This window comes from Kitasatospora sp. NPDC051914 (assembly GCF_040680995.1).
Classification (GTDB): Bacteria; Actinomycetota; Actinomycetes; order Streptomycetales; family Streptomycetaceae; genus Kitasatospora.
In genome coordinates, this window is the sequence record NZ_JBFAXX010000010.1 from 125,230 (window position 1) to 150,498 (window position 25,269).

Consider the following 25,269-nt stretch of genomic DNA (forward strand, 5'->3'; position numbering starts at 1 on the left):
CAGGGACAGCCGCCACACGACCGCTGTCATCTCTCGTGAACAAAACCACGCCGGCACCCCTTTGCCCGGGCGGTCACCTCCTGCCGCTCCGGCCGGCTGCGTGCGAGCAGCACCGGTCACCGCGCGGCCCGGCCGCGCCCGAGTAGGGGCGGGGCGGCCGGGCCGGCAGCCAAGGAGCGGGAGCGGCAGCACGTCGTCCCACGGCGATGACGGTACGGCCTGCACATGCTGCGGGGGTGGAAGGGTGCGCGGCGGGTTGCTGTTGTCAGCCGTTTGCGCGTGCCGGACCCCGACCGGTGCAGCGGCCGGGGTCCGGCGTTCCACTTCTTGGGAGGCGGGGGTCAGATTCGCCGACCGGTGACGGGCCCGCCCTCGTCGTTGTCGTCCGGGTCGGTCTCGGCGTCGTAGACGCCGGCCACGGCCTTCGGGTTCGCGGCCCGTCCCGTCCCTCGTCGGCGGTCAGCCGCGCACGTGCAGTCCGAACCCCGTGCGGCCCGCGGGCTCCAGTCCCTCCTTCAGGTGCAGCGAGGGGATCTCGTAGTCGCCGAAGTTCTGCCGTCGGAAGGCGATCGGCTCGGTCGATTCCAGGGTGAGCAGGCGCTGCTGCCAGGCCTTGGCGACGTCCGGGTAGTCCTCGTCGGTCATCCGGTCGGTGCCGTACAGCACGAACGGCGGCAGCACCTCGATGCCGGGGTAGTAGAGGATGCCGTGGTGGATCGGGAACAGCAGGTCGTCGATGGGGCCGTTGATGCCGCGGGCGGCGTAGTGCGACTCGGGGCCGCCGACGGTCACCGACAGCAGGGCCTTCCTGCCCGCGAGGGTGCCTTCGCCGAAGCGCTCGCCGTACTTGGTGTCGCTGTGCTCACCGACGCCGTACGCGAAGCGGTAGGTGAACACCCGGTCCACCCAGCCCTTGAGGATCGCGGGCATCGTGTACCACCACAGCGGGAACTGGAAGACGATCGTGTCGGCCCACAGCAGCTTCTCCTGCTCGGCCAGGACGTCCGGGGTGAGCGTCCCGGCGTCGAAGGCCCGGCCCGAGTCGAGGGCGACCCTCAGCGGACTCGAGGCGTTGGGGCCGTAGTCCGCGGCGTCCACGACCGCCTTCCAGTTCATCGCGTACAGATCGCTCACCCGTACCTCGTGCCCGGCGGTCTCCAACGTGGACACCGCGAGGTCCTTCAGCGAGCTGTTGAGCGACTTCGGCTCCGGGTGGGCGTGGACGATCAGCGTCTTCACGGGAACTCCTTCGGATCGGATGCCTTCGATCCTGGGCGCTGCGACGCCCGGCGTTCAGGGGCTCCTCTTCCGTCGGACGGGGCTTCCTGGTAACGACAGGACCACCTTCACGGCCGTCACCGAGGCCATACTGAGAGGCATGGACGATCTTGCGGGCTTCCTGCGCACCCGGCGTTCCCGGGTCGACCCGGCGGCCGCCGGCATCCCCACCGACAGCCGCCGCCGGGTCGAAGGGCTGCGCCGCGAAGAGGTCGCCCACCTGTCCGGAGTCAGCGTCGACTACTACGTACGCCTGGAGCAGGGCCGCGCGACCCAGCCCTCCGAGCAGGTCCTCGACGCGCTCGCCCGCGTCCTCGGTCTCGACGAGACCGAACGCGGGCACCTGTACCGGCTCGCCCGGCAGCGCCGCCGCCGTACGAAAACACCGGGCGGACGGGTCCGGCCGGAACTGCTGCGTGTCCTCGGCCTGGTTGCCGACGCACCCGCACTGATCATGGACCACCGCTTGGACGTGCTCGCCGGGAACCGCCTCGCCGGGCTCCTCTTCGGCCGACCGATGCCAGGCCTGAACATCGCCCGGCACATCTTCCTCGAGGAAGCCGAACTCGGCTTGTACGCGGACTGGGAGACATGCACCCTCGACGTGGTCGGGCACCTGCGCCTGGCCGCCGGCAAATACCCCGAGGACCCCCGGCTGGCCTCGCTCGTCGGCGAGTTGGCGATGGGCAGCGAGCGCTTCCGCCGCCTCTGGGCCCGCGCGGACGTGCGCGCCCGCACACATGGACGCAAGGCGTACCGACACCCACTGGTCGGACTGCTGGAACTGCACCAGGAGAACTTCGCGCTGCCGGACGAATCAGGCATGGAATTGCTGGTGCTGTCCGCGGCCCCGGGCAGCCCCACCGAGGACGGGCTGCGCCTTCTCGCGGGCCTGGGCACGGACACCGGTGACGCGCATCCCCCGGTGAACACCCAGGGCCGCCAATAACCCGGCGACGCCTCGCGACATACCCCTGCCCGGACGACGTCAGGCGCTGGGCCACCGCACAACGCGCCCGCCGGCGAACCGACAAACCCCCGCTCACCCGACAGCGACCGGCACCCGAAACTGATCAGCCCAGCTCACGGCACCCCACACTGATCAGAAAAAACGCTCCCGGACATCGCACAGCTCGCCGAGTTCGGGGTCGAATGGGCGTGAACGGCGGCGTGGTCCTGGCCGTGGTCGCCACGGTCGCCCTGGTGGCCGGGTGCGTGCCGGGTCAGGTGACCGTCGGTCAGTCGGTGGCGGTGGCGGCAAGCACCGCGATCTCCTGGCCGCCCGGGCGCAGCGCCGCCACGGGCGGGTCCCAGGCGACGTCGAAGAACCGGTCGAAGAACCAGGGGGAGCCGGTATCGGGGCGGAACCAGTACGTCTGCCGGACCAGTTCGGCGATCTGCTCGACCGGGGCGTCCGCCGGGACCCCGGGTGGCCACGGTGAGATCGAATACTTGTGCGGATATCTGAGGATCAGCGATCATCCGAGCCGACCACCGCCGGGTACCGCTCGTAGAGCGGGCGCGCGCCGCAGCGCACCCGGCTCTCAGCCTCGCAAGGATCCGGGTCTCGGAGACCTGTTCAGCGGCGTGACGACCTCTCACGGGCCCTACGGCCCGTTGCGGCAGAGTTCGGTGCCCACGCATTCATGCTTGCCGAAGCGATCGGCCGCCGTTCGGCGCGACCCTTCAGCGCGTACGTCCGGAGGGTCTACTTGACTTCGACCCGTCCGACCGGGGCGGGGTCGGTTGCCAGCGCCCCACATGCGACCTGCCAGGCCGTGTCGCCGGGGTGGAGCCGGCTGCGGAGGTAGGCGGCGGTGAGTCGCCCGACGGCGGCGACCCGTTCGGGATTCTCGTCGGTGGTCTCGGCGGCGTCGTATCCGGCGATCCCGCCGAGTCCGTGCTCCGCGTCGAACAGGGTGAGCAGGGACTTGGGACCGGGGGCAAGGGTGTAGGGGTCGGCGTGCCAGTCCGGCCCCATGTCGGTGAAGTGCCGAGGGTCGTCCTTGTCGCCTGCGACGACCAGCGCGGGAGCGGTCATGGTGGAGAAGTCGACGGCCCCGATGATCGGCCACTGCTCGGCCATGGGCCCGTTGAGGACGTCGCCACCCCTGCCGGGCGCGGCGAGCAGCACGCCCGCCTTGATCCGCGGCTCGACCAGGTGCACCACGTTCCCGGTGGCGGGATCGTTGAGTCCGGCGCCCAGCAGGAGGGCGGCGGTGAAGCCGCCGAGCGAGTGTCCGGCGAGGGCGACCTTGGTCCGGTCGATCCGTCCCGCGAGCTGCGGCACGGTGCGCTCGATCACGTCGAGCCGGTCGAGGATGTGGGTCATGTCCTCGGCGCGGGAGCGCCAGAAGTCCGGTGCGCCGGGGGCGTCGGCGACCAGGTGACTCAACGTTCGGGAGGTGAGGTGGGTGGGCTGGATGACGACGAATCCGTGTGCGGCCCAGGAGTTGGCGAGCGGCGCGTAGCCGTTCAGCGAGGACAGGTTGTTCGAGGGGCCGTGGCCGTGGGAGAGCAGGATGACGGGAAGGCCGCTTCCGGTCTCGGGTGCGGAGACGCGCACCTGAAGATCGACGGGCCGTCCGGGCACGGGCAGGACCACCGGGCTGTACGACAGGACGGGGGCAGGTGCGGTGTGGGCGGATGCGCTCATGATGAGCGGTTCTCCTTCTGCAGTGGGTGCCGCGGTCGGCCCGGCCGGGCGGCGGCAGGCAATGGTCGGGGGCGTCCCGCTTCGGCTAACCTGAAGCGGAACGCTGTTCCATTTACTATCCGGAACATCGTTCCGCTTTGTCAACAGGCACCGGAGGGAGAGTTGTGTCCAGCGAGAGCCCCACAGGGAAGGTGTCGGCCCGGAGCAAGCGTGCCGATGCGCTGCGCAATCAGCAGGCGCTGCTCGCGGCCGCAGCCGAGGTGTTCGTGGCCTCCGGTGTCGACGCACCGATCCGCCAGATCGCGGCCAGGGCGGGTGTCGGGACGGGAACGATCTACCGACACTTCCCGACCCGGGCCGATCTCATCACGGCCGTCTACCGTCACCAGATCGAGGAGTGCGCGGAGGCAGGCCCGGAACTGCTGGCCGGCACCGACTCCCCGTTCGCCGCACTGCGCCAGTGGATCGACCTCTTCGTCGACTTCCTGGTCACCAAGCACGGGCTGGCCGACGCGATGCAGTCGGACAGCAGCGGCTTCGCCGCGCTGCACGGCTACTTCCTCGACCGCCTGCTGCCGGTCTGCGCCCAGTTGCTCGACGCCTCGGTCGCGGCAGGTGAGATCAGGGCGGACACCCGGCCCTACGAACTGATGCGCGGCATCGGCAACCTGTGCATCGGAGGCGGAGACCCGCAGTACGACCCCCGGCGCCTGATCGAACTGCTCCTGGACGGACTGCAGCACCCTCGGCCGGCTTGACGTCGGCGGCAACCGCTCGCCGGGCGCGGCCACCAGCGCCACATCCGATCGAGCTTCGATGACACAGGGCAGCCGCGCGCGTCCTGTGACGGCCAGCCACGCTTTCGCGCCCCTCGGAGGCCCTCGGAGAGAAGGGATCCACGCGGCGCCAGAAGGCCTGACCCCACGCAGGCGGAGCTCCCGAACCTTGTCGACATGGGACTTCACTGGGCGTTTCGTTCCCGCTTCGAGGCTCAGGCCCCAACGGCACCGTCGTCAAGGTTGGCGACACCCGCATGTCGGCCGCCCGGTTCGGGATCGGCCACCCCGTCACTCGCCACCCTCCGCTGAACGGAACCCGAGCCCACCGGGTACAACCGCCTAATCCGACCATCACGGTGCCGCAGAGAATGCAGTCCCCCGCTGCCACGGTGGACTCCCCCACGCCGCACGGCACGTGGCACCGGGAACAGCGGGCGCCGCACCGTGTCCCGGACCAGCCGCCCGGTCCGCGGCTGTGCACCGGAACCGACCACGTGAGCGTGCGGCGCCCCGCCCCGGCCGCTGTCGGTACCCGCGACAAAGGAGCAGATCCGCGCCACGGAAAGGGAGTTGGGGCTCGCGCTGACGCCCGATCCGGTCGCCGACTGCCGGCCCGCCGGCGGCTCCCCCGGTGCGATCGGGCGCTTCTTCGTAGGCCAGCAGGCCTTCGCGCTCGTCGGCGATCGGCGGTACGTGTGCGGACACGGAGCTGACCCTCTCTCCTGGGGAAAAACCGGCCAACCCTTCGACGAAAATATTTTCAGGCTTTTGCGAAAGATTGGGGCACGCCGCCACCCGCGCGCGCATCACGCCCTGCATCGCCGCGTCGGCGTCACACACAGGGTCGGCGCCGGCTTCCGACCCCGTCGCATCGCCCGCCGACGCCTCGGCCGGCGGAGCCGGTACTGAGGGTTGGGATCGGGTTGATCGGCACGGTGCACGTCAGGGAGGAGCTGCAGTAGAGTCCGGCTGAAACTTGCTGCAAGATCTTGCACTGCGAGAGGGTCCCGCCATGCCGAGAGTCGTCCCGCCCGTCGCCGATGAGCGCACGGCGCTGACCGCCTACCTGGCCCACCAGCGACGCGCGCTGCGGGTCACCGCCTACGGCCTGACCGAGGAGCAGGCCCGCATGGCGGCCTCCCCCAGCGAGCTGAGCATCGGCGGTCTGATCAAGCACGCCGCACGGTGCGAGGGCTACTGGACCGATCTCATCCTCCAGCAGCAGCGCGGGACGCAGCGAAAAGCGGACGAGTCGGACGCGGACGAGTTCCAACTCGCCCCGGACGAGACCCTTGCCGAGGTCCTGGCCGCGTACGCCGAGGCGGCCGAGCGGACGGACGAGGTGATCGCCGGTGTTCCGGACCTCGGGCAGGCCGTTCCGGTGCCGCAGGGGGCTCCATGGATTCCCGCAGAGGTCAAGGAATGGTCGGTTCGCTGGGTCCTGCTGCACCTGATCGAGGAGACGGCACGGCACGGCGGTCACGCCGACGTCATCCGCGAGGGCATCGACGGCGCAACCTTCGACCCGCTGCTCGCCGCGGCCGAGGCGTGGCCCGACCCATGGGTCCAGCCGTGGGAACCCGCGTCCCCGAGCGTCGGCTGACGGCAAGTGCCGATCGATTGATCACGCACCCGCGTCGGGCTGCGATTCGAACCGCCCCGGTTCGGGGGCGGCAGCAGAAGGCCCCGCCGGAATGGTCCAGGGGTGGACGTCTCGGACTCCAGCCGGTGCCGGGTGAAGCATGGCCCGGAGGACCGCCGCAGTACGGCTGCCCTCTGGCAGGTGATCTTGACCGCTTGCCAGGTGAGTCCGACTGCCCGGTTGCCCGCGGTTCGCAGCCTTGGGACACCGGCCCCGGTCATGGTGACCATGCAGGGGCGGCGTCAGGACCGGGGACGGCCGGCGGTAACGGTGCAGGCACCTGATCGAGGGTGTCGTCATGCCGCAGACCTGCCCACCACGGGGCGATCAGCCGGGCGGGGCACTCGGCCGCTCCCCCGTGTGATCGACGTGTCCGCCGTACAGACCACGCGGCCAGTGCCGCGTACCCGGCTGTCCCGTGTGCGAACACGGAAGGCCCAGGCCCGACCCCGGTGGCAGGCGGTGGATGTGGTGGCGCAGCCCTGGCCGCACGAGCGGTCAGCGGGTGCTGTGTGCCGACGCAGGCGTGCGGTCGGCTCCGGGGTTGTGGGCGGGTGCGGTGCGCAGGATGCCGGCGGTCGCGGCGGTGGCCGTGCACAGCAGGGTCAACAGCAGGAAGGTGTGGTTGAGCGCGGTCAGGTGGGTCAGCCAGCCGATGACGGCGGGGCCGGCCAGCATGCCGAGGTAGCCGAGTCCGGCGACGCGGGAGACGTTGGTGCCCGCGGCGGCGGGGTCCGCGTGACCGGCGGCGCTGAACAGCTGGGGGACGCAGCCGGACAGGCCGAGGCCGAACAGCGCCCAGCCTGCGAACGCCGCCCACACCCAGGGCGTCAGGGCCGTGATCGTGATGCCGACGGCAGCCGTCGCCGCGCCGTAGCGCAGGACCGCCATCGACCCGTACCGGGCGACGACCCGGTCGGCAAGCATCCGGCCGATGGTCATCGCCGCCGCGTAAGTGCCGTACGCGAACGCTGCGGTGCTCGCGGGCGCGCCGAGGACGTCCTTCAGGTGCAGGGCGCTCCAGTCGTTGGCCGCGCCCTCGCTCAGCATCACCATCATCGCCAGCGCGGCGAGCACCCGGATCCGCCCGCGGGCACCGCCCCCGGCCGTGGGCGCTCGGGTGTGCTCGTTCTCGGTTTCGCCGGACGGCGGGGTGCCGGGCAGAAGGCTGCGTGCTGCAAGTAGGGCGGCGGCCGTTCCTACGGCTCCGAGGGCGGCGAGGGTCGCGGCCGGGCTCAGACCGGCGGCCGTGGCCGCGGCGGCGAGGAGGGCGGCGATCACGCCGCCGACGGAGAACGTGGCGTGGAAGCCGGACATGACGGGGCGTCGGTAAGCCTTCTCCACGTGCACGGCGTGCGCGTTCATGCCGACGTCCAGGCAGCCGTTGGCGAAGCCGAAGAGCAGCAGCGCGCCGGCCAGTGTCCAGGGGTTCGAGGCGAGGCCTGGCAGGACCAGGGACGCGCCGCACAGCACGCCGGCGGCGGGCACGACGGTCCGGGCGCCGAGGCGGTCGGCCAGGCGGCCGGCCACCTGCATGCCGACGAAGGCCCCCAGGCCCAGCACCACCAGCAGGCCGCCGAGGGCCGCGTGGCTGATGCCCACCCGGGCCTCGACGGCGGGGATGTGCACCACCCACGCACCTATCAGGGTGCCGTTGAGGACGAAGTAGACGTAGGTCGCCACATGGGCGGCTCGGAGCGATCGGTCCATGCGATCGACCATAACGAACATCTACTGTGATCGAAAGTGGCAATATCGAACGGCTTGATTGTTCATTGTCGGATGCGGTTCAATCTCGGTATGAGCAACCAGGACCGCCACGCCCTGATCGCCCAGGCCGTCAGGGATGCGGGCAGCGCCACCGTCCCGGAACTCGCCGGACTGACCGGCGCCTCCGAGATGACGATCCGCCGCGACCTCGACACACTCGCCGCGCAGGGCGTCCTCGAACGCTTCCGCGGCGGAGCCCGCACCCTGCTGCTCCGGGGCGAGGAACCGCCCTTCGCGCTGCGCGCCCGCGACGCAGTCGACGCCAAGCGCCGGATCGCCACCGAGGTCTCCGCGCTGATCGCCGATGGCGAGACCGTCGTCCTCGACAGCGGCACCACCTGCTTGGAAGTCGCCCGCCTGCTGCGAGAGCGCCCGGTCACCGTGATGCCGCTGTCCCTGCAGGCCATCCACGTCTTCGGCGACGCCCCCGGACCAGCCACCCTGATCGTCCCCGGCGGGCAGCCCCGCGCCGCCGAGGGCGCCCTCACCGGCCCCCTCGCCCTCGCCTCCCTGGCCGCCCTGCGCTTCGACACCGCCGTCGTCGGCTGCTGCGCCCTCAGCGCGGCCGACGGCCTGACCGCCTACGACCTCGACGACGCCGCCGTGAAAAAGGCCGCCGTCGCCTCCGCCCGCCGCACCGTCGTCGCCACCGACGGCGGCAAGCTCGGTCGCACCGCCTTCGCCCACGTCCTCCCTGCCGCGCTCCTGGACACCCTCGTCACCGACAGCACCGCACCCGCCGACGAAATCGCCGCACTCGAAGCGGTCGGCACGGCCGTCAAAACCACCTGACACCATCCCGGCACGGCCGCTGACGTCTCTGCCGAGCACCCACTCGGATCAGGCATCCGACGACCGGACACAAGGCAGGACATCAGCACCACCGTCCCCACGAAGGGCCTGCACAACCGAACGAGTCAACCTGTGTTCGCCGTGCACAGCCGGCGGCCCCGGGCCGGTGGGCAGCGCTCGGCATGCGCGCAGTTCGTCCCATTCGCGACCGCCGACACCGCGAACCCCGACGGCCGAGACGGGTATCGACTGCACGACGGTGGTCCAGGCGCCGCCGCGCAGCCCCGGCGGCACCCGGTGCCGAAGGCCTCCGCGGAGGCCTTCGGCGGAGGTCTCGCTGCCGGTGGACGGAGGCGGTCCGGCCAGAAGCTCCAGGCCGAGTTCCGGCTCCTGCCCGATCTTCGCGCACCCGCAGGGACCGAGGGGACCACGAGAAACCGCGAGGGCGAGCGGGCGACCACCCCTGAACCGGCATCAGGGGCGGGACAGGCGCTGCTCGCCGGAGCCGCGGACGACGAGCCGGGTGTCGACCACTATGGTGCGGGCCCGGCCGCGGTCGCCGTCGAGACGGGCCAGGGCGGTGCGTGCGGCCACCGCGCCGAGTGCGGCCGGGTCCTGGGCCACCACGGTCAGCCCGGGCTCCAGGATCTCCGCCAGCGGTACATCGTCGAAGGCGACCAGGGCGATGTCCTTCCGCCCCGCGCGGGCAAGCGCCACGACCGTCCCCATCGCGGCGAGGTTGTTCGCGGCGAACAGCGCCGTCGGCGGATCGGCCAGGCCGAGCAGCTTCGCGGTGGCCGCTGCCGCGTCGGCCTGGCTGTGCGCCCCGAGCACCAGCGATCGCTCGTGCGCCAGTCCGGCGGCGGCCATCGCGTCCTGGTAGCCGGCGAACCGCTCGCGGCGGGTGTAGAGGCTCGCCGGAAGGTCGCCGATGAAACCGATCCGCCGGTGGCCGTGCGCGATCAGGTGGGCGACGCCCTCACGGGCGCCGGCCCGGTTGGAGGAGACCACGCAGTCCGTGGCCAGGCCGCTGCCGGGCCGGTCCAGGAACACCACCGGCAGCCCGGAGGATCTCGCCAGCTTCAGGTGCGCGTGGTCGGATCCCGCCGCCGGCACCACCATCAAAGCGCTGACCCGGCGGGCCAGGAAGGTGGAGATCAGGTCGCGCTCGCGGACGGGGTCGTCCCCGGACGATCCGAGCAGCAGGGTCAGCCCGCGCTCGCGCACCTCGCTCTCGATACCCCCGGCCAGCGTCCCGAAGAACGGGTTGCCCATCTCCGGCACCACCAGGCCGATGGTGGTGTCCGGGCCACCGGTGCGGATGTTGCGGGCCATGAGGTTCGGCTGGAAGCCGAGCCGCTCGACGGCGGCCAGCACCTTCTCCCGGGTCGCCGCCGACGTCGGCCCGTCGCCGTTGAGCACGCGCGAGACGGTCTTCGCGCTGACGCCGACCTCGTGGGCAACGTCGTGCAGCGTCGGGCGGCGGGTCGAGGTCATGGACCACCGTTTCTGGTCGGGTGGCGGTCCTGCCGGGTGCGACCGGACCGCCTCGGGCGGGTCAGCTGGTGCGGACCCCGGCAGCCCTGGCGGCTTCGGCGTCCGCCACGACAGTACCGCCGCCATCGGCCGGGACGGTCGGCGCTCCGGTCATGATGGCCACCACCTCAGGCACCAAGAATTCGCCCGGCCTGATCGGTGCACCCGGGCGGCCCGGTCGGTGGACGTGGATCCGGTCCGCGATCTCGAGTACGCGCGGCATGTCGAGGCTGATCAGAACACCGGCAGGCCGCGGTCCCGGACCTTCCGGATCAGCTCCAGTGCCCGGCCGGGCTCCTTCGTCCCGGGCGCAGCGGTCGGCTCGTCCGTCACCATCACGCTGCGCGCCCGGGCCACCGCGAAGGCCTGCCGCCGGCCGCCGGGAGAATCCCGACCTCCGCCCCGTCATCGGAGCCGAGCGTGCCCTGCAGCTGCCGGGCGAGAACGTGGTGGCTCCGGATGCGCGGGCTTCGCCGTGCTGCTGGTCCTCTGCTCGTTCTCCGGCCTCGCGCTCGCCGGCTCCTGCGTGCGTTCCCGCTACCGGCGAGATCGGTCCGATCAAGGCACTCGGCTTCGGCGACCTTCCGGTTCTTCGTCCACGAGCGGACGTCCCCGGGACCGTCGTGGTGCACGGTCCCGGGGACGCCGGGTCATGAGGGGCCGGGGGCCTCCTGGGTCAGGGGGTCGCGATGAAGTCGTGGGTTGCGGGAGGGTAGGCGGTCAGCTGGCCGGTGCGGGCGCTGTAGATCACTTTGGTGTTGGTGGTGCTGGCGTCGAGGACGACCTGGATGGGCAGGGTGCCGCGGACCAGGACGTTGGTGGCCAGGTAGTTGGAGTCGCCGCTCTTGACCAGGATGGCGGTCGGGGTGGCGCCGGACGGGGTGATGGGGGCGTCCGGGTCGAAGGAGAAGAAGTTGCCGGTGACGGCGTTGTTGCTGCCCTCGATGTGGACCAGCCCGTAGAGGTCGTCGCGCAGGGTGCTGGTGCCGTCGCCGTACTTGCGGCGGAAGTGGTTGCTCGCGATCAGGCTCTCCGAGCTCGACTTCAGGGAGATCATGCTGGGGAAGTTGGAGAGCAGCTTGTTGGCGCTGATCGTCGACCGGGTGGAGTTCTCGAGGGTGATGTTGCAGGCCCACAGCACGGTGTTGCCGGTGATGTTGATGCCCTCGGCGTGCTCGGCCCGGACGGAGTAGCCGCCCCAGGAGCTGACCAGGTAGTTGTTGCTGATCTTCACGGACTGGGAGGCGCCGGTCAGCTCGATCGAGTTGCCGCATTCGGCGATGTAGTTGTTGGTGATGCCGAGCGCGTCGGCGCCGTTCACCGAGATGGCGTGTTCGAGGTAGACGAAGCCCATGCCTTCGATGCGCAGCGCGTCGTTGTCGGACTGCACGGAGATGCCGGTCTTGGCGTTGCCGTTGCTGCCCGTGTAGGGCTTGCTGCTGCTGACGCCGTCGAGGCAGAAGTCCTGGAAGACGATGCTGCTGAGTCTCGGGGTGCCGGTCCGCTGGACGAGGAAGGCCTCGTGGTTGCCGTCGGTGTTCACCACCCTGATGTGGCTGCCGCCGGGCTGGGTCTCCAGCCAGGAGCCGGTCTGGCTGCCGGCGTCGTCGCGGATCGCATTGGAGAAGAAGCCGTGTCCGGCGCCCTTGATCTGCAGGAAGCTGATGTCGATGACGGCGCGGGTGCGCAGGTCGTAGTGGCCGGGCGGGATGTAGACGACGGCTCCGGGGCGGGTGGTCTGGGTGGTCTGGTTGGCCTTGATGTCGGCGATGATCTGGTTGATCACGGCGCCGATGTCGTAGTAGGCCGAGACCGTGGCTCCGGTCCAGGTGGTGACGTCGTACACGGTGTTGGCCATGCTGGTCCTCTCTGGAGGGGGCGGCCTAGAGGAGGCCGACGATCGCGTGGTAGTCGGGGTGGGCGGGCGCGTGCGACGGTCGGGGCGGCTTCGGGGGGCGGGACGGCGATGCGGCATGTGCCGGGGCTGTTGCGGCGGCGGCCGGGCCGATCGGCGTCAACGTTGTCATCAGCGCGGCGACGGCTCCGCGCAGGACGGTGCGCCGGGTGGGCGGCGTGGGCTCCTCTTGGTGCACGATCCCTCCTGGGTGGGTGGACGGTTCATCGGATCGCTCCCGCGGTCATGCCGGCGATGACCTGCCGCTGGAAGAGCGCGTAGATCGCGAGCTGGGGGACCAGGACCAGGGTCGCGGACGCCATCATGGCGCCGTAGTCGGCCCCGTAGGCGCCCTGGAACTGGGAGATGCCGAGCGACAGGGTGGTCATCGTCGGGTCGTTGATGAGGGTGACGGCGAACGGGAACTCGTTCCACACGTAGATCACGTTGAGGATGGCGAGGGTGGCGATCACCGGCCGCATCAGCGGGAAGACCACCTTCCACGCCATCTGCCACAGACCCACCCCGTCGATCACGGCAGCCTGTTCGATCTCCTCCGGGAACTCCCGCAGGAAGCCGGTCAGCAGCAGGATGTTGAACGGGATCGACACCGCGATGTACGGGAGGATCAGTGCCGCGTAGCTGCCGAACAGGCCCATCGCGATGTCCAGCCGGTACACCGGGAACAGCAGGATGTACACCGGCACCGCCAGCCCGGCCAGGAAGTAGTACCGGACCGAGTTCTGCACCCGGCGGCGCCCGCCGCGGAACACCATCCGGGTCAGCGCGAACGCCGCCAGGTACGAGACCACCAGCCCGGCCGGCACCGAGACCAGCGCCAGGATCAGCGTGTTCTTGTACATCACCAGCAGGTTCAGCGTCTGCATCGCCTGCTGGTAGTTGGCCAGGTTGAGGTGGGCCGGTGAGAACGGGTTGGACAGGATGTTCTCGTTGGTCTGGAAGGACAGCAGGACGAGCCACAGCAGCGGCAGCAGGATCACGAAGGTGATCAGGTACGCGACGCCGGTGGCGATCCAGCGGGTGCGGTTCTTCACCGTCATGCCGCGGCCCTCCTGCGCATGACCACCAGGGTGGTCACCGAGGCGACGGCGCCGGCCAGGAAGACGATGACCGCGAGCGCCATGCCGTAGCTGTACTGCAGGGTGGTGAAGGTGACGTGGTACATGTAGCTGACCATCACTTCGGAGAGGTGGACGGGCCCGCCGCCGGTCAGCGCGTAGACCAGTTCGAAGACCTTGAACACGCCGGTGACCACCAGGGCCGTGCAGATCCCGAAGGTCTCCTGCAGCATCGGCACGACGATGTACCGCAGTTGCTGGAACCGGCTCGCCCCGTCCAGGGTGGACGCCTCCATGACGTCCTTCGGCAGCATCTTGAGTCCGGCGTAGAAGACCGTGACGATGAAGCCGATCTGCTGCCACAGGTACACGAAGGCGATCGAGTACGGGCTGAGCGCGGTACCGCCGATCCATTGCGGCCGCGCCGGGACGCCGACCGCGACGAGCAGCGCGTTGGCCAGGCCGATCTTCGGGTCGAGGATGAAGATCCAGATCAGGCCGACGAGGATCGGCGCCACGATCGCCGGGGCGAAGACCAGCGGCCGCAGCACCGAACTGCCCTTGACGTTCCCGCTGAGCAGGACCGCGACCAGGAAGGCCAGCGGAATCAGCAACAGCACCGCGATGGCCAGGATGATCCCGGTGTTGCGCATCGAGGTCCAGAAGACCGCGTCCCGGGCCATCGTCCGGTAGTTGCCGAGCCCGGCGAAGCCGCTCTCGGCGACCCCGTCGAAGTCGGTGAAGCTGTAGTACACGGAGTAGGCGATCGGATACACCATGTACAGCGTGTAGAGGAGGAACGCCGGCGCGATCATGAGGGTGAAGCGCCGTCGCCCGGTGAGCCAGTTCATAGAGGATTTCCGTAGGGCTGCTTGAAGGCGTGGGGCCGCCTGGAGGACCCGGGGCTACTTGAAGGAGCGGTGGACGAGCTGCACGGCGTCCTTCGGGCTGAGCGAGCGGCTCATCACCCCGTACAGGCTGTCGTACATGGCACTGGCGGTCTCGGCGCTGACGACCAGGTCGGGCTGCGCCTGCGGGCTGGACCAGCCGGGCTTGGTGGTGGCGGCGAGGACGTCGGCGAACACCGGGTTCTTGGCGGCGTCCACGGTCGGCTTGTAGGTGGTGACCGGCGGCTGGGCGTTGTCGGCCATGATCTGCTGGCCCTCGTCGCTGTAGTAGAACGAGATGAACGCCTTGACGGCCTCGTACTTCTTCTTGTCCTTCTTGACCTTGGCGCTGACCACCAGCGGGGCGGAGGGCGCGTTCATCACGAGCTTCTGCTCGCCGACGCCGTCGGAGAACGTCGGGCCGGGCCAGAAGCCGACGCTGCCGCCGACCGGACTCTGCTGGATCTTGGCGGCGTCCCACACCCCCGTGTCCACGAAGGCGGCCTGGCCGGAGGTGAACGAAGCGACGGCCTGGACGTAGGTCTGGGTCGTCATGTTGGACGGGAAGGCGCCGGCCGCGGCGAGCTCGTCGATGTGCTCGTACAGGCGCAGGAAATCCGGGTTGTCGTAGCTGCTCGCCCGGAGCAGCATCCCCGGGTACTTCTGCTCGTAGCCGAAGCGGTCGAGCATGGTGAGGAACGCCCAGACCGAGAACGCCGAGTTGTTGGACCCCTGGGCGATCGGCACGACGCCCTTGGCCTTGAGCGCCTTGCTGGCGGCGACCAGCTCCTCGAAGGTGGCGGGCAGGGTGACGCCGTTCTTCGCCAGCAGGTCCTTGTTGTAGTAGAAGCCGGTGACCAGCGCCTGGTACGGCAGGCCGTACTGGGTCGCCCCGTTGCGGAAGCCGGCGAGCATCGGGGGCGCGAACTTGCCGTTCAGGCCGGACTCGGCGAGGACCGGGGTGAGGTCGAGCAGATTGCCGTTCTTGTTCATGGTCTGCGCCAGCGAGTTGTACACCCAGAAGACGTCCGGGAGGGTGTCGCTCTGGGCGGCGATGGTCATCTGCTGCTCGTGCTGTTCGACCGGCTGCCCGACCAGGTTGACCTTCATGGTCGGGTTCTTGGCGTTGAACGCCTCGACGATCTTGTAGGTGGCCGGGTCCTGCGTCTTGCTGTCGGGGTTGTGCATGGACAGCGTGATCACGCTGTCGCCGGCGGCCTTGCCGCCCGCGGTGGTGGCGGCGCCGCAGGCGGTGAGCGGGGAGGCGACCAGGACGGTCGCGACCGCGGCGATGAGCAGCCGGCGGGTGCGGGTGGTGCGGGGTCTGGCGACGGTGGACGTCAACGTTGACATTTTGGAGCCCTTCGGTCGGCCCAGGGGATGTCGGGGAGGTCTGCAAGTGTGCCAGCGGGCCGAATGCGGCGGTGGCGGTGTCCAGCGGCCGGAATCCGGCGCCGCCGGGAGCAAACGTTTCGATGAAAGATACTCAAGCGACCTGGACTGTCAAGGGATCGCGTCGGCACTGTTTCCGGCAGATGACGGCCGCCTCGACGCTGAGCTGCGGCAAGGCCGTTGACGTCGGTTGCAACGCATGCCATGGTGTTGCGCAAACGTTTCGATGAATGGAAGGGGTGATTGCCCAGTGGTGACGATCGTCGACATCGCGCGGCTGGCCGGAGTCTCCACGTCGACCGTCTCCCACGTGCTCAACGCGACCCGCCCGGTCCGGGACGAGACCCGGCAGCGGGTGGAGGAGGCGATCCGGGACACCGGGTACCGGCGCGACAGCGTGGCCCGGGCGCTGCGTCGGTCGCGGACCGACTCGGTCGGCCTGATCCTGTCCGACGTGACCCAGCCGGCCTTCGCCGAGATGATCCGCGGCGTCGAGGAGGAGGCCGCCGCGGCCGGGCTGACCCTGCTGCTCGCCAACTCCGGGGAGGACCCGGAGCTGGAGACCCGCGCCCTCCAGGTGCTGGCCGAGCGCAAGGTGGACGGCCTGATCATCGCGCCGGTGGCACGCTCCCGCCGGGCCGGCCTGACGGCCCTTCAGCAGGAGGGCACCCCGCTGGTCCTGCTGGACCGCCTCGGCGGGATCAGCGCCGACCAGGTGGGGGTGGAGAACCTCACCCCGATGCGCGACCTGGTGCTGCACCTGGTCGGGCACGGTCACCGCCGGATCGCGCTGGCGGCCGGCGACGTGGCGGTGTCCACCGTTGCCGAACGCCGCCAGGGCTACATGGACGCGCTCGCCGAGGCCGGACTGCCGGTCGACCCCGACCTGGTGCTCACCGGCAGCGGGCTGGCAGCCGAAACCCGCGGGCTGGCGCTCGAACTGTTCGGCCGGACGGAGCCGCCCACCGCGGTGGTCGCCGTCTCCACCCAGGCCGCCATCGGCGTCCTGGAGGCCGCCCACCGGCTCGGCCTGCAGACCCCGCGCGACTTCGCGTTCGCGACCTTCGACGGCTTCCCCAACCCCGACCTGTTCCGGCCGCGGATCACCACGGTCAGCCAACCCGCGTACGAGATCGGCAGCACCGCCATGCAGCTCCTGCTCGGGCGGATCGAAGCCGGGCCGGCCGCGGGCTACCGCTCGATCCGGCTCGGGCCCGAGATCACCTACCGCGAGTCCTGCGGCTGCCAGGACGCGCCCTGACCCTTTCCCCGGAAGTGGGCGGCGAGGGAGGCCAGTCCCCCGCCGCCCCGGTTCAGCGACCGCAAAATCACTGAAAGGCACATGTTAATGCCCGCTCCACTCGACCACCTCACCCGGCCGAAGGCGGCCCGCTCCGCCCGCGTCTCCAGCTGGGACCAGCGCGGCCGCAACCAGGACTACTGGACCACGCCCGCGCACTCCAGCCGGGTCCTCGCCGACCTGGAGGGCCCGGGGCAGATCACCCACATCTGGATGACCCAGTTCTGCCGCCGCACCCTCGGCCCCGGCCTGATCGACCCGCTGGAGGCGGACACCGTCGCGCCGGTCATGGAGATCCACAACGCGCTCGGCGTCAACTGGGAGGAGCCCGACCCGGACTACTACCGCAAGGTCCTGATCCGGATCACCTGGGACGACGAGGAGCAGCCGGCCGTCCTCGTCCCGCTCGGCGACTTCTTCGGCGTCGGCCACTGCATGCCCAACTCCTACCAGTCCGCGCTGTTCACGGTCTCCGCCAAGCCCGAGGAGTCGCTGGTCTTCGGCGGCAGCGCGGCGCTCAACTGCTGGGCCCCGATGCCCTTCGACAAGCGGGCGAAGATCGAGCTGGTCAACGAGAACGACCTGCCGATCCAGCAGTACTTCTACATCGACTACGAGCTCCACGCCGAGCCGCTGCCCGAGGACACCCTCTACTTCCACGCCCGCTGGAGCCGCAACAACCCGTGCAACGGCTGGGCACCGGACATCCAGACCAACAGCCCCGAGGTCAACATCGTCGACGACACCGGCGACGACAACTACGTCGTCCTGGACGTCGAGGGCCGCGGCCACTACGTCGGCTGCAACCTCTCCGTCCACCACCGGCAGGGCAGTTGGTGGGGCGAGGGCAACGACATGATCTGGATCGACGACGACTTCCGCCCGGACGGCACCCGGGTCTGGCCGCCGTCACTGCACGGCACAGGAACCGAGGACTACTTCAACCACGCCTGGGGCATGCAGAAGAACGCCTACCTGTACCACGGCGCGATCCTGCACGAGGCCGACGTGCCCGGCTACTCGGTCAACTACCGCTTCCACGTGACCGACCCGGTCCGTTTCGAGGAGCGGATCCGGGTCTCGATCGAGCACGGCCACGGCAACCACCTGTCCGACGACTGGGCGTCCACCGCGTACTGGTACCAGACCCTGCCGTCGCCGCCGGCGAGCATCCCGCCGCTGGAGGAGCGCCTGCCGGTCCGGCCCGCCGCCGCACCCGCGCCGACCCCCTCCCCGCGCTCCGGCACCGTCGCCGAGGAGATCGCCGTGATGCGCGAGCGCTACCGCGAGCGGTTCGAGCGGCACCTGGACCACCTGGCGCAGCGGACGGCGCAGCGCGGCGAACGCTCGCTCGCCGAGTCCGAGGCCAACACCCGGCAGGCCGCCGACCTCCGCCGCCGCTATGACGGGCGTCGCAACGAGGGGTCGCGCAACGATGGCTGACCCGCACCTGCCCGCGGTCCACCCGCGCCCGCCGCACCACTGGGTCAACGACCCCAACGGCCTGGTTCACCACGATGGCCACTACCACGTCTTCTTCCAGTACAACCCGGGCAGCGCCCGCCACGCCGACATGCACTGGGGTCATCTGCGCAGCCGTGACCTGCTGCGCTGGGAGGAGCTGCCGGTTGCCCTGGCCCCCAGCCCCGGCGGCGACGACGTCGGCGGCGTGTGGTCCGGCAACGCGGTGGAGGCCGACGGCGGCGAACTGGTCGCCTTCTACTCCGCCAGGCACCCGGACCGCTGGCACCAGCCGGTCACCCGCGCCCTGTCCCGGGACGGCGGCATGACCTTCACCAAGCACAACGGCCTGCTGATATCCGAAGCCCCGCCCGGCACCACGATGTTCCGCGACCCGTACGTGTGGCGGGACGGCGACCGGTGGCGGATGCTGGTCGGCGCCTCGCTCGCCGACGGACGCGGCGCCGCTGTCCAGTACCGCTCCACCGACCTGGTCGACTGGGCGTACGGCGGTGTGTTCCTGGCCGAGCCGCCGACCCCGCTGCCGGGCGGCGGCAACACCGAGGAGGGCTGGGAGTGCGCCCAGTACGCGCCGTTCCCGGACGGCCGGGGCGCGGTGCTGGTCAGCGCCTGGGACCCGAAGGACGGCGCGCTGTGCGCGGTCGCCTGGCCCGGTCGTGAGACCGACGGCCGGTTCACCACGGACGGTCCCCAACGGCTCGACCACGGGCCGGACTTCTACGCCCCCGCGCTGCTTCCCGCGCCCGACGGGCGGTGGCTGATGTGGGCTTGGAGCTGGGAGGCGCGGGACGAGGCACATGTCGGTGCGCCCAGTGCCTGGACCGACGAGGTCGGCTGGGCCGGCCTGCTCACCCATCCGCGCGAGCTGACCCTTGCGGCGGACGGCACCCTGCAGCAGCGGCCCGCCCGGGAGCTGGACGGTCTGCGGGTCGGATCGCCGCTCACCGCCGAGGGTACGGCCGGGGCGGGGCGGCCGGTGGAACTGGGCGGGGTGGGCCGGGCCTGTGACCTGACGGTCCGGCTGGCGCGCGGCGCCGGCCTGCAGGTGGTCACCTCGGCGGACGGCGCCGAGTACCTGTCGCTGACCCGGGACAGGGCCACCGGCGACGTGGTCGTCGACCGCTCCCGGGCGTCGCTGGACCCCCGGGCCAAGGGCGGCAGCCGGCGGCTCCCCGCCGAGCAGGACGGGCCGGTCGAGCTGCGTGTCCTGCTCGACCACTCGGTGGCTGAGGTGTTCACGGCCGAGGGGCAGGCGCTCACGATGCGCTTCTACCCGGTCGGCGACCGGCCCTGGCGGCTGTTCGCCACCGCCGACGGCTGCGACCGCGCGCCGTACGCGGTGACGGCCTGGGACCTCGCCACACCGGCCTGAGGCCCCGTCGACTGAATGTCTGTCGGCGCCGGCCGGTGCGAGGGGGATCGCGCCGGCCGGCGCCGGCCCGGGACCACGCCGGGCCGAGCTCCACCGTGGAGCACCGTGCGGCGCATGAACGATCAGCGTGACGTTGACGCCCTTCCTCCGGGGTGGAGCCTGTCGGCGACGGCCCGGTCGACCTCGCCGCGGGCCGGGCCGGTGGTTCGTAGGCTCGGTCCGAGCCGGCGTCGGGGGCGACAGTGGCGATCACGTGCGGATGACCTCGGGTCCGAGGGTCTCGATCTCTGCGGCCTCCCGATCGCCCAGCCCGATGTCGGTGACCAGGATGTCGACCTGGTCCAGCACGCCGAAGCGGGCGAAGTGCCGGGCTCCGTACTTGGAGGAGTCGGCGAGCAGCATCACCAGGCGCGCGCCGGCCAGCATGGCACGCTTCACGGCGGCCTCCGCGAGGTCGGGCGTCGAGAGCCCGCCTTCCGGGGAGAAGCCGTTGGTGGCGATCACCGCGACGTCGGCCTGCATGTCCACCAGGTCGCGCAGGGCCCGGTCGTCCACGGCGGCCTGGGTTCGGTGACGCAGGCGCCCGCCGACCAGGTGGAGATCGAGGCTCGGAGGGTCGGCCAGCCGCGCCGCGATTGGCAGCGAGTTGGTGATCACGGTCAGCGTGGAGTCCCTCGGAAGCAGCGCGGCCAGCCGGGAGACGGTGGTGCCGGCGTCCAGGAGCACGCTGCCCTCGGCGGGCAGCAGGTCCAGCGCGGCCCGGGCGATCCGTTCCTTCTCCGGGGCGGCAGTGGTGTCGCGTTCAGCCAGGCCCGGCTCCGGATGCAGCGCGCCGGACGGCAGCGCGCCGCCGTGCACCCGGTGCAGCAGGCCGGCCCGGTCGAGGGTGCTCAGGTCGCGCCGGATCGTCTCCTGCCTGACGCCGAACTCGTCGGCCAGGGTGGGCACGTCGACCCGCCCGCGCTGCTGGGCGATGCGCAGGATCTGCTGGTGGCGTTCAGGAGCATACATGTGGGATCGGGTCCGTTTCATGTCTATTTACGCCTGGTTAGGCCCGACCATACGCCACTCACGCCAGAACGCAAGGGTCGCCTCCCATAGAGGATGAACCTGCACGATTGCCCGAATGCGTTTGACCTGCTCCTGAACCAGATGTAGAACCAATCGGAACTCCTCGCCTGCGGGCACAAAACCACAGAGCGCCCGGGTCCGGGGCGCCGCCCGACAGCCGGTCAAAGTCACTGTCGCCAGGCCCGGCCGGCCCGGCGTGGACGCCCGCAGCTTGCTTTCCGTACTCGCACTCGCCGCCCGGCACGGCGACACCCTGGAACTCGCCGCCGAAGGGGAGCAGGCCGACCACGCCCTCGCCGAACTCGCCGCCCTGCTCGCCGTCGACCTCGACACCGCCTGACCGGCCGTCCGCCAGGACAGGAGGCGCCGTCATGTACCGGATGCCGCCCGGCGTCGGCGTCGTCCCCGGCAGCGCTGCGGGCCGGCAGCCTGCCGAGATCCACGACTTCCCGTCGGCCCCCTCGTACCCGTCTCCGCGCGGGGTCTTCAGCGGCTCCGGTAGGAACCGAGGTGCCACAGCTCGAGGTCGTCGAGCTTCGCGGTACCGCCTTCGGCGAAGAGCCGGACGCCCTGGCTGTCGGTGTCGGGGAAGATCTGGTCGGTGATCACGGCCTGCCCCTGGCCGCCGAACACCTCCACCGAGGACCGGTCGACCACCACGCGGATGTGGACCTTGCCGCCCTGCGGCTTCAGGGGGGCGGTCTGAACGCCGGGGAAGTCGGGGGCGAAGTCGACGGCGCCGGACTTCGTCCGGTCGACGTAGAGCTGCTGTTCGGTGGCGTCGTAGCCTATGACGGTCTCCTGGCCGACACCGGTGCGCACCTTCAGTCCGAACTTCCGGGCGTCGGCGAGCGAGAAGGTGGCGTCGATGTCCAGGGCCTGGCCGCCGGCCCACTGGGGCAGGTCGAGCGTGCCGTGGTGGACGGTGACGTCGCCCACGGCGAGTTCGGGCCCCTCGTACAGCGACTCGAGGGACCGGACCGGCTGCTGCGTCAGTTCGAGCCGGCCGCCGATCGTGCGCAGCCGCAGGGTGCGCGGCAGGCTCTGCGCGCTCCGCCAGGGCGAGGTGGGGATGCTGCCGCCGTACTGCCAGTTGTTCATCCAGCCGATCATGGTGCGCTCGCCGCGGGGTGCGTCGTTGTAGGTCACTGCGGCGTAGAAGTCCTTGCCGAAGTCGGCCCAGCGGGCGCGCCGGACGCTGGAGAGGGCGGGCCGGTCGGCGGCGGTGAACCGGTCCGCCATGATGTGTCCCCAGCCGCCGGTGTTCGCATCCACGATCTCGACTCGTGCGGTCCTGCCGCGGAGGGCGCGCAGGTCGAAGGAGGCCCAGTCGAGGGTTTCGTTGTCGGCGCCGGTGGCGCTCTGCACGACCTGCCCGTCGACCAGCAGGTTCACCGTGGTCTCGCGTGACTGCGGCCTGGCCGGGGTGTCGGAGAGGAGGACCTGGTCGAGGTTGATGTGGCCCCAGCCGCCGGTGTTCGCGTCGACGACCTTGATCTGTACGGTCCTGCCCTGCAGGTCCGACAGGTCCCAGGAGGCCCAGTCGAGGTGCTCGTCGTTGGTGCCGGTGGCGCTGCGGACGGCCTTGCCGTCGACTGTGAGTTCGACCGCAGTGGGGGCGTCGGAGCTCGCCGGGTGGGCGCCGCCGCCGATCAGGAAGTTCAGGTACTTCTTGTCGACGGTGAACGGGGGCGAGGTGAGTTCGCCGGTGCCGGCGTCGCCCGGGAGGAAGCTGTTGACCAGCCCGTGGCCTAGGTGGCCGGTCACCTGCTGCTGGCCGGGGAGGGTGCCCTGGGCGGGTCCGGTGCCGAAGGCTGTCCCGGTGGTGGTCCAGGTGCCGTAGTCGCCGCCCTCGAAGTCGGCGAGCACGGTGCCGGTGGGCACCGGCTGCGGTTCGGTGGCGGCGTTCGGGTCGTGCGGGTGGTTGCCGCCGCCGATCTTGAAGTTGAGGTAGTCGGTGTCCACGGTGAAGGGGGGCGAGGTGAGGGTGCCGGTCGCGCCGTCGCCGCCGTGGAAGCTGTTGGTGTAGCCGCTGCCCTCGATGCCGGAGACGGCGGACTGGCCGGGCAGGGGGCCGTCGGCCGGCCCGTTGCCGAAGGCCGTTCCGTCGACCGTCCAACTGCCGTGGCCGGGCTGCTCGAAGTCCTGGAGGATCGTGCCGCTCGGCGGCGTGTACGAGCCCTTGTCGTCGGGGCTGAAGTTGGTGCCGTCGAAGTCGCCGAGGAAGTACTGCACACCGGATCCGCCGGCGATGCCGCCGGGGTTGATGCTCACGGCGAGGACCCACTTGATGCGGCGCGGGTCCCCGTCCACGGCGAGCGGGAACAGGTCCGGGCACTCCCAGGCGCCGCCGGTGGCGCCGGCCGGGCCGAAGCCGCTGAGCCGCTTCCAGGACTTGAGGTCCTTGGAGGAGTAGAACTCCACCTTGTGCTCGTCGGCCAGCACCACGGTCATGAGCCAGCTCTTCGTCGGCGCGTACCACTGCACCTCCGGGTCGCGGAAGGCGTTCGAGCCGACGTCGAGCACCGGGTTGCCCGAGTACTTGGTCCAGGTCCGGCCGCGGTCGGTGCTGTACGCCAGGGACTGGGCCTGCTTCCCGTTCGGATGGGCGCTGGTGTAGACGGCGACCATGGCGGGGTTCGTCCGGCTGCCGAGGCGGGAGGTGTTCTCGGCGTCGACCACGACGCTGCCGGAGAAGACCATCTCGCTGTTGTCGTGCGGGATGGCGAGCGGCAGTTCCTGCCAGTGCACCAGGTCCGTACTGACGGCGTGGCCCCAGGACATGTTGCCCCAGGAGTTGCCGGCGGGGTTGTACTGGTAGAAGAGGTGGTACTCGCCCCTGTAATACACGAGCCCGTTGGGGTCGTTCATCCAGTTCTTCGCCGGGGTGTAGTGCACCTGGGGGCGGTACGGCTCCTGGAACGGCGTGGTGTCCGCGACCGCCGGGTTGCCCGCGGTCAGGACGAGGCAGGCAGCGGTGGTGAGGGCGACCGTCGCGGAACGGCGGGCACGTCGGGAAACGGGCATGGGGAAGCTCCTTCGCAGAGCCTGGCCTGGGGGGGGTGGATGCGATCGCGGGGCACGGTGGGGCGCAGCCCTGACGGGGCAGGGCCGGCGGCGTTGCCGGGGCAGGGCGGTAGGCCCGTTGGCGGGCGGGGCAGCGCGGAGGTGTCGCGCGGGGCGGTGCCGCCGAAGAACGCCGGGCAGTCGGGCTCAGTGGGTGGTCCGCCCGGCCCGCCGGGTGGCGGTGTGAACTGTCAGGGGGTCGGCGGAACTTCGCCGGAACCGCGGGGGATGAGTCGGGTGGGGATGGTGACGGTGCGGGCTCGGGTGCGGTCGCCGTCGATCCGGGCGAGGACGGCCCTGGCGGCGGCGGCACCGATGGCGGCCGGGTCCTGGGCGATGGTGGTGATGGCGGGCTCCAGCACTTCCGCGAACGGCAGGTCGTCGAAGGAGACGAGGGCGATGTCGCGGCGGCCTGCCCGGGCGATGCCGCGTACGGTGCCCATGGCGGCCATGTTGTTCGCCGCGAGGATCGCGGTCGGCGGCTCGGGGCGCTGCAGCAGTCGGACGGTGGACTCCTCGGCCTCGTCCTGGGTGTGGCCGTACAGCACGAGGGCCCGGTCGTAGGGCAGGCCCGCGGCCTCGAGGGCCTGCCGGTAGCCGGCCAGGCGCTCGCGGCGGGTGTGGAGGGCGACGGGCCGGTCGCCGATGAAGGCGATGCGGCGGTGTCCTGCGGCGATCAGGTGGGTGGTGCCCTCGCGGGCGCCCTCCCGGTTGGAGCTGACCACGCTGTCGGCGGTGATCCCGCTGCCCGGGCGGTCGAGGAAGACCACCGGCATGCCGCGGGTCCGTGCGGCCTTCAGGTGGGCATGGTCGGCCCCGGCCGCGGGCACCACCATCAGGATGCTGACCCGCCGGGCGAGGAAGGTGTCGGTCAGTGCCCGCTCCCGGGCGGGGTCTCCGGCGCTGGAGCCCATCAGCAGTGTCAGCCCGCGTCGGCCGACCACGGTCTCGATCCCTCCTGCGACAGCGCCGAAGAACGGGTTCCCCATGTCCGGGACGATCAGGCCGACGGTGCTGTCCGGCCCCCCGGTGCGCATGCTGCGCGCCATCGGGTTCGGCTGGAATCCCAGCCGCTCGACCGCTGCCATGACCTTCTCCCGGGTTGCCGCGGAGGTCGGCCCGTCGCCGTTCAGCACCCGGGAGACGGTCTTGGCGCTGACGCCGACCTCCTGGGCCACGTCGCCCAGCGTCGTGTGACGGGGCGAGGCCGTGTGCCCGGCGTCCCGGCGTCGGGCACGGGCCCCGGTGTCGGGCGTGGAGGGCAGCGGTGCTG

General features: G+C 71.0%; 20 protein-coding genes and 2 pseudogenes. 8 read left to right on the forward strand and 14 right to left on the reverse strand.

The features are described 5' to 3' along the window. Positions 1–459: 459 nt before the first annotated feature. On the reverse strand, positions 460–1,239 hold the full coding sequence (locus AB0M03_RS09535; protein ID WP_363490228.1) for an NAD(P)H-dependent oxidoreductase: 780 nt from the start codon (positions 1,237–1,239) through the stop codon (positions 460–462). A 139-nt stretch (positions 1,240–1,378) separates the two neighbouring features. On the opposite strand from AB0M03_RS09535, the gene AB0M03_RS09540 reads away from it, so the two are divergent. Beyond that, positions 1,379–2,227 carry a helix-turn-helix transcriptional regulator gene (locus AB0M03_RS09540; RefSeq protein WP_363490230.1) on the forward strand — a complete coding sequence of 283 codons (849 nt, stop codon included), beginning with the start codon at positions 1,379–1,381 and terminating at the stop codon, positions 2,225–2,227. Positions 2,228–2,516: 289 nt separating this feature from the next. Here AB0M03_RS09540 and AB0M03_RS09545 read toward each other — a convergent pair whose 3' ends face one another. Both AB0M03_RS09545 and AB0M03_RS09550 read right to left on the reverse strand, forming a co-directional pair. Then, the gene (locus AB0M03_RS09545) at positions 2,517–2,753 is read right to left on the reverse strand and encodes a DUF6183 family protein (RefSeq protein WP_363490290.1); all 237 of its coding nucleotides are present in this window, start codon (positions 2,751–2,753) and stop codon (positions 2,517–2,519) included. Between the two features lie 233 nt (positions 2,754–2,986). Continuing rightward, positions 2,987–3,934 carry a chlorophyllase gene (locus AB0M03_RS09550; RefSeq protein WP_363490232.1) on the reverse strand — a complete coding sequence of 316 codons (948 nt, stop codon included), beginning with the start codon at positions 3,932–3,934 and terminating at the stop codon, positions 2,987–2,989. 164 nt (positions 3,935–4,098) lie between these two features. Between AB0M03_RS09550 and AB0M03_RS09555 the strand changes: the two genes are divergently transcribed. Both AB0M03_RS09555 and AB0M03_RS09560 read left to right on the forward strand, forming a co-directional pair. Continuing rightward, positions 4,099–4,692 carry a TetR/AcrR family transcriptional regulator gene (locus tag AB0M03_RS09555; RefSeq protein WP_363490234.1) on the forward strand — a complete coding sequence of 198 codons (594 nt, stop codon included), beginning with the start codon at positions 4,099–4,101 and terminating at the stop codon, positions 4,690–4,692. A gap of 1,033 nt (positions 4,693–5,725) precedes the next feature. After that, a complete protein-coding gene (locus AB0M03_RS09560) occupies positions 5,726–6,316 on the forward strand; it encodes a DinB family protein (RefSeq protein WP_363490236.1) in 591 nt (196 codons plus the stop codon). A 537-nt stretch (positions 6,317–6,853) separates the two neighbouring features. Here AB0M03_RS09560 and AB0M03_RS09565 read toward each other — a convergent pair. Continuing rightward, on the reverse strand, positions 6,854–8,065 hold the full coding sequence (locus AB0M03_RS09565; protein WP_363490238.1) for an MFS transporter: 1,212 nt from the start codon (positions 8,063–8,065) through the stop codon (positions 6,854–6,856). A 90-nt stretch (positions 8,066–8,155) separates the two neighbouring features. Here AB0M03_RS09565 and AB0M03_RS09570 point away from each other — a divergent pair, with 90 nt between their 5' ends. Further along, complete coding sequence (locus AB0M03_RS09570) at positions 8,156–8,917, forward strand: DeoR/GlpR family DNA-binding transcription regulator (protein WP_363490240.1); 762 nt, start codon at positions 8,156–8,158, stop codon at positions 8,915–8,917. 474 nt (positions 8,918–9,391) lie between these two features. Here AB0M03_RS09570 and AB0M03_RS09575 read toward each other — a convergent pair whose 3' ends face one another. The 7 genes and pseudogenes from AB0M03_RS09575 to AB0M03_RS09605 form a co-directional block, all read right to left on the reverse strand. Further along, positions 9,392–10,414 carry a LacI family DNA-binding transcriptional regulator gene (locus tag AB0M03_RS09575; RefSeq protein ID WP_363490242.1) on the reverse strand — a complete coding sequence of 341 codons (1,023 nt, stop codon included), beginning with the start codon at positions 10,412–10,414 and terminating at the stop codon, positions 9,392–9,394. A 61-nt stretch (positions 10,415–10,475) separates the two neighbouring features. Continuing rightward, positions 10,476–10,843: pseudogene (locus AB0M03_RS09580) on the reverse strand (sugar ABC transporter ATP-binding protein); the annotation flags it as partial. Between the two features lie 286 nt (positions 10,844–11,129). Further along, entirely contained in the window at positions 11,130–12,311 is a 1,182-nt protein-coding gene (locus AB0M03_RS09585) for a NosD domain-containing protein (protein ID WP_363490244.1), read from the reverse strand. Between the two features lie 25 nt (positions 12,312–12,336). Further along, on the reverse strand, positions 12,337–12,546 hold the full coding sequence (locus AB0M03_RS09590) for a hypothetical protein (protein WP_363490246.1): 210 nt from the start codon (positions 12,544–12,546) through the stop codon (positions 12,337–12,339). A 25-nt stretch (positions 12,547–12,571) separates the two neighbouring features. After that, positions 12,572–13,408: a carbohydrate ABC transporter permease gene (locus AB0M03_RS09595; protein WP_363490248.1), complete on the reverse strand. Its 837-nt coding sequence runs from the start codon at positions 13,406–13,408 to the stop codon at positions 12,572–12,574. Then, positions 13,405–14,277: a sugar ABC transporter permease gene (locus AB0M03_RS09600; RefSeq protein ID WP_363490250.1), complete on the reverse strand. Its 873-nt coding sequence runs from the start codon at positions 14,275–14,277 to the stop codon at positions 13,405–13,407. The genes AB0M03_RS09595 and AB0M03_RS09600 overlap by 4 nt, the downstream gene beginning before the upstream one ends. A gap of 54 nt (positions 14,278–14,331) precedes the next feature. Beyond that, the gene (locus AB0M03_RS09605; RefSeq protein ID WP_363490252.1) at positions 14,332–15,657 is read right to left on the reverse strand and encodes an extracellular solute-binding protein; all 1,326 of its coding nucleotides are present in this window, start codon (positions 15,655–15,657) and stop codon (positions 14,332–14,334) included. 301 nt (positions 15,658–15,958) lie between these two features. Between AB0M03_RS09605 and AB0M03_RS09610 the strand changes: the two genes are divergently transcribed. The 3 genes from AB0M03_RS09610 to AB0M03_RS09620 all read left to right on the forward strand — a co-directional run bounded on the left by AB0M03_RS09610 (position 15,959) and on the right by AB0M03_RS09620 (position 19,859). Next, complete coding sequence (locus AB0M03_RS09610; protein ID WP_363490254.1) at positions 15,959–16,966, forward strand: LacI family DNA-binding transcriptional regulator; 1,008 nt, start codon at positions 15,959–15,961, stop codon at positions 16,964–16,966. A gap of 87 nt (positions 16,967–17,053) precedes the next feature. Beyond that, on the forward strand, positions 17,054–18,448 hold the full coding sequence (locus tag AB0M03_RS09615; protein WP_363490256.1) for a glycoside hydrolase family 172 protein: 1,395 nt from the start codon (positions 17,054–17,056) through the stop codon (positions 18,446–18,448). Beyond that, entirely contained in the window at positions 18,441–19,859 is a 1,419-nt protein-coding gene (locus tag AB0M03_RS09620) for a glycoside hydrolase family 32 protein (RefSeq protein WP_363490258.1), read from the forward strand. The genes AB0M03_RS09615 and AB0M03_RS09620 overlap by 8 nt, the downstream gene beginning before the upstream one ends. A gap of 249 nt (positions 19,860–20,108) precedes the next feature. Here the strand turns inward: AB0M03_RS09620 and AB0M03_RS09625 are convergent, their stop codons facing one another. Continuing rightward, the gene (locus AB0M03_RS09625) at positions 20,109–20,870 is read right to left on the reverse strand and encodes a DeoR/GlpR family DNA-binding transcription regulator (RefSeq protein ID WP_363490260.1); all 762 of its coding nucleotides are present in this window, start codon (positions 20,868–20,870) and stop codon (positions 20,109–20,111) included. Between the two features lie 205 nt (positions 20,871–21,075). Here AB0M03_RS09625 and AB0M03_RS09630 point away from each other — a divergent pair. Further along, positions 21,076–21,270: pseudogene (locus AB0M03_RS09630) on the forward strand (HPr family phosphocarrier protein); the annotation flags it as partial. A 146-nt stretch (positions 21,271–21,416) separates the two neighbouring features. On the opposite strand, the gene AB0M03_RS09635 reads toward AB0M03_RS09630, so the two are convergent. Further along, positions 21,417–23,957, reverse strand: coding sequence for a GH32 C-terminal domain-containing protein (locus AB0M03_RS09635; protein ID WP_363490262.1), 2,541 nt, complete (start codon positions 23,955–23,957; stop codon positions 21,417–21,419). A 230-nt stretch (positions 23,958–24,187) separates the two neighbouring features. After that, entirely contained in the window at positions 24,188–25,174 is a 987-nt protein-coding gene (locus AB0M03_RS09640) for a LacI family DNA-binding transcriptional regulator (protein ID WP_363490264.1), read from the reverse strand. Positions 25,175–25,269: the final 95 nt, after the last annotated feature.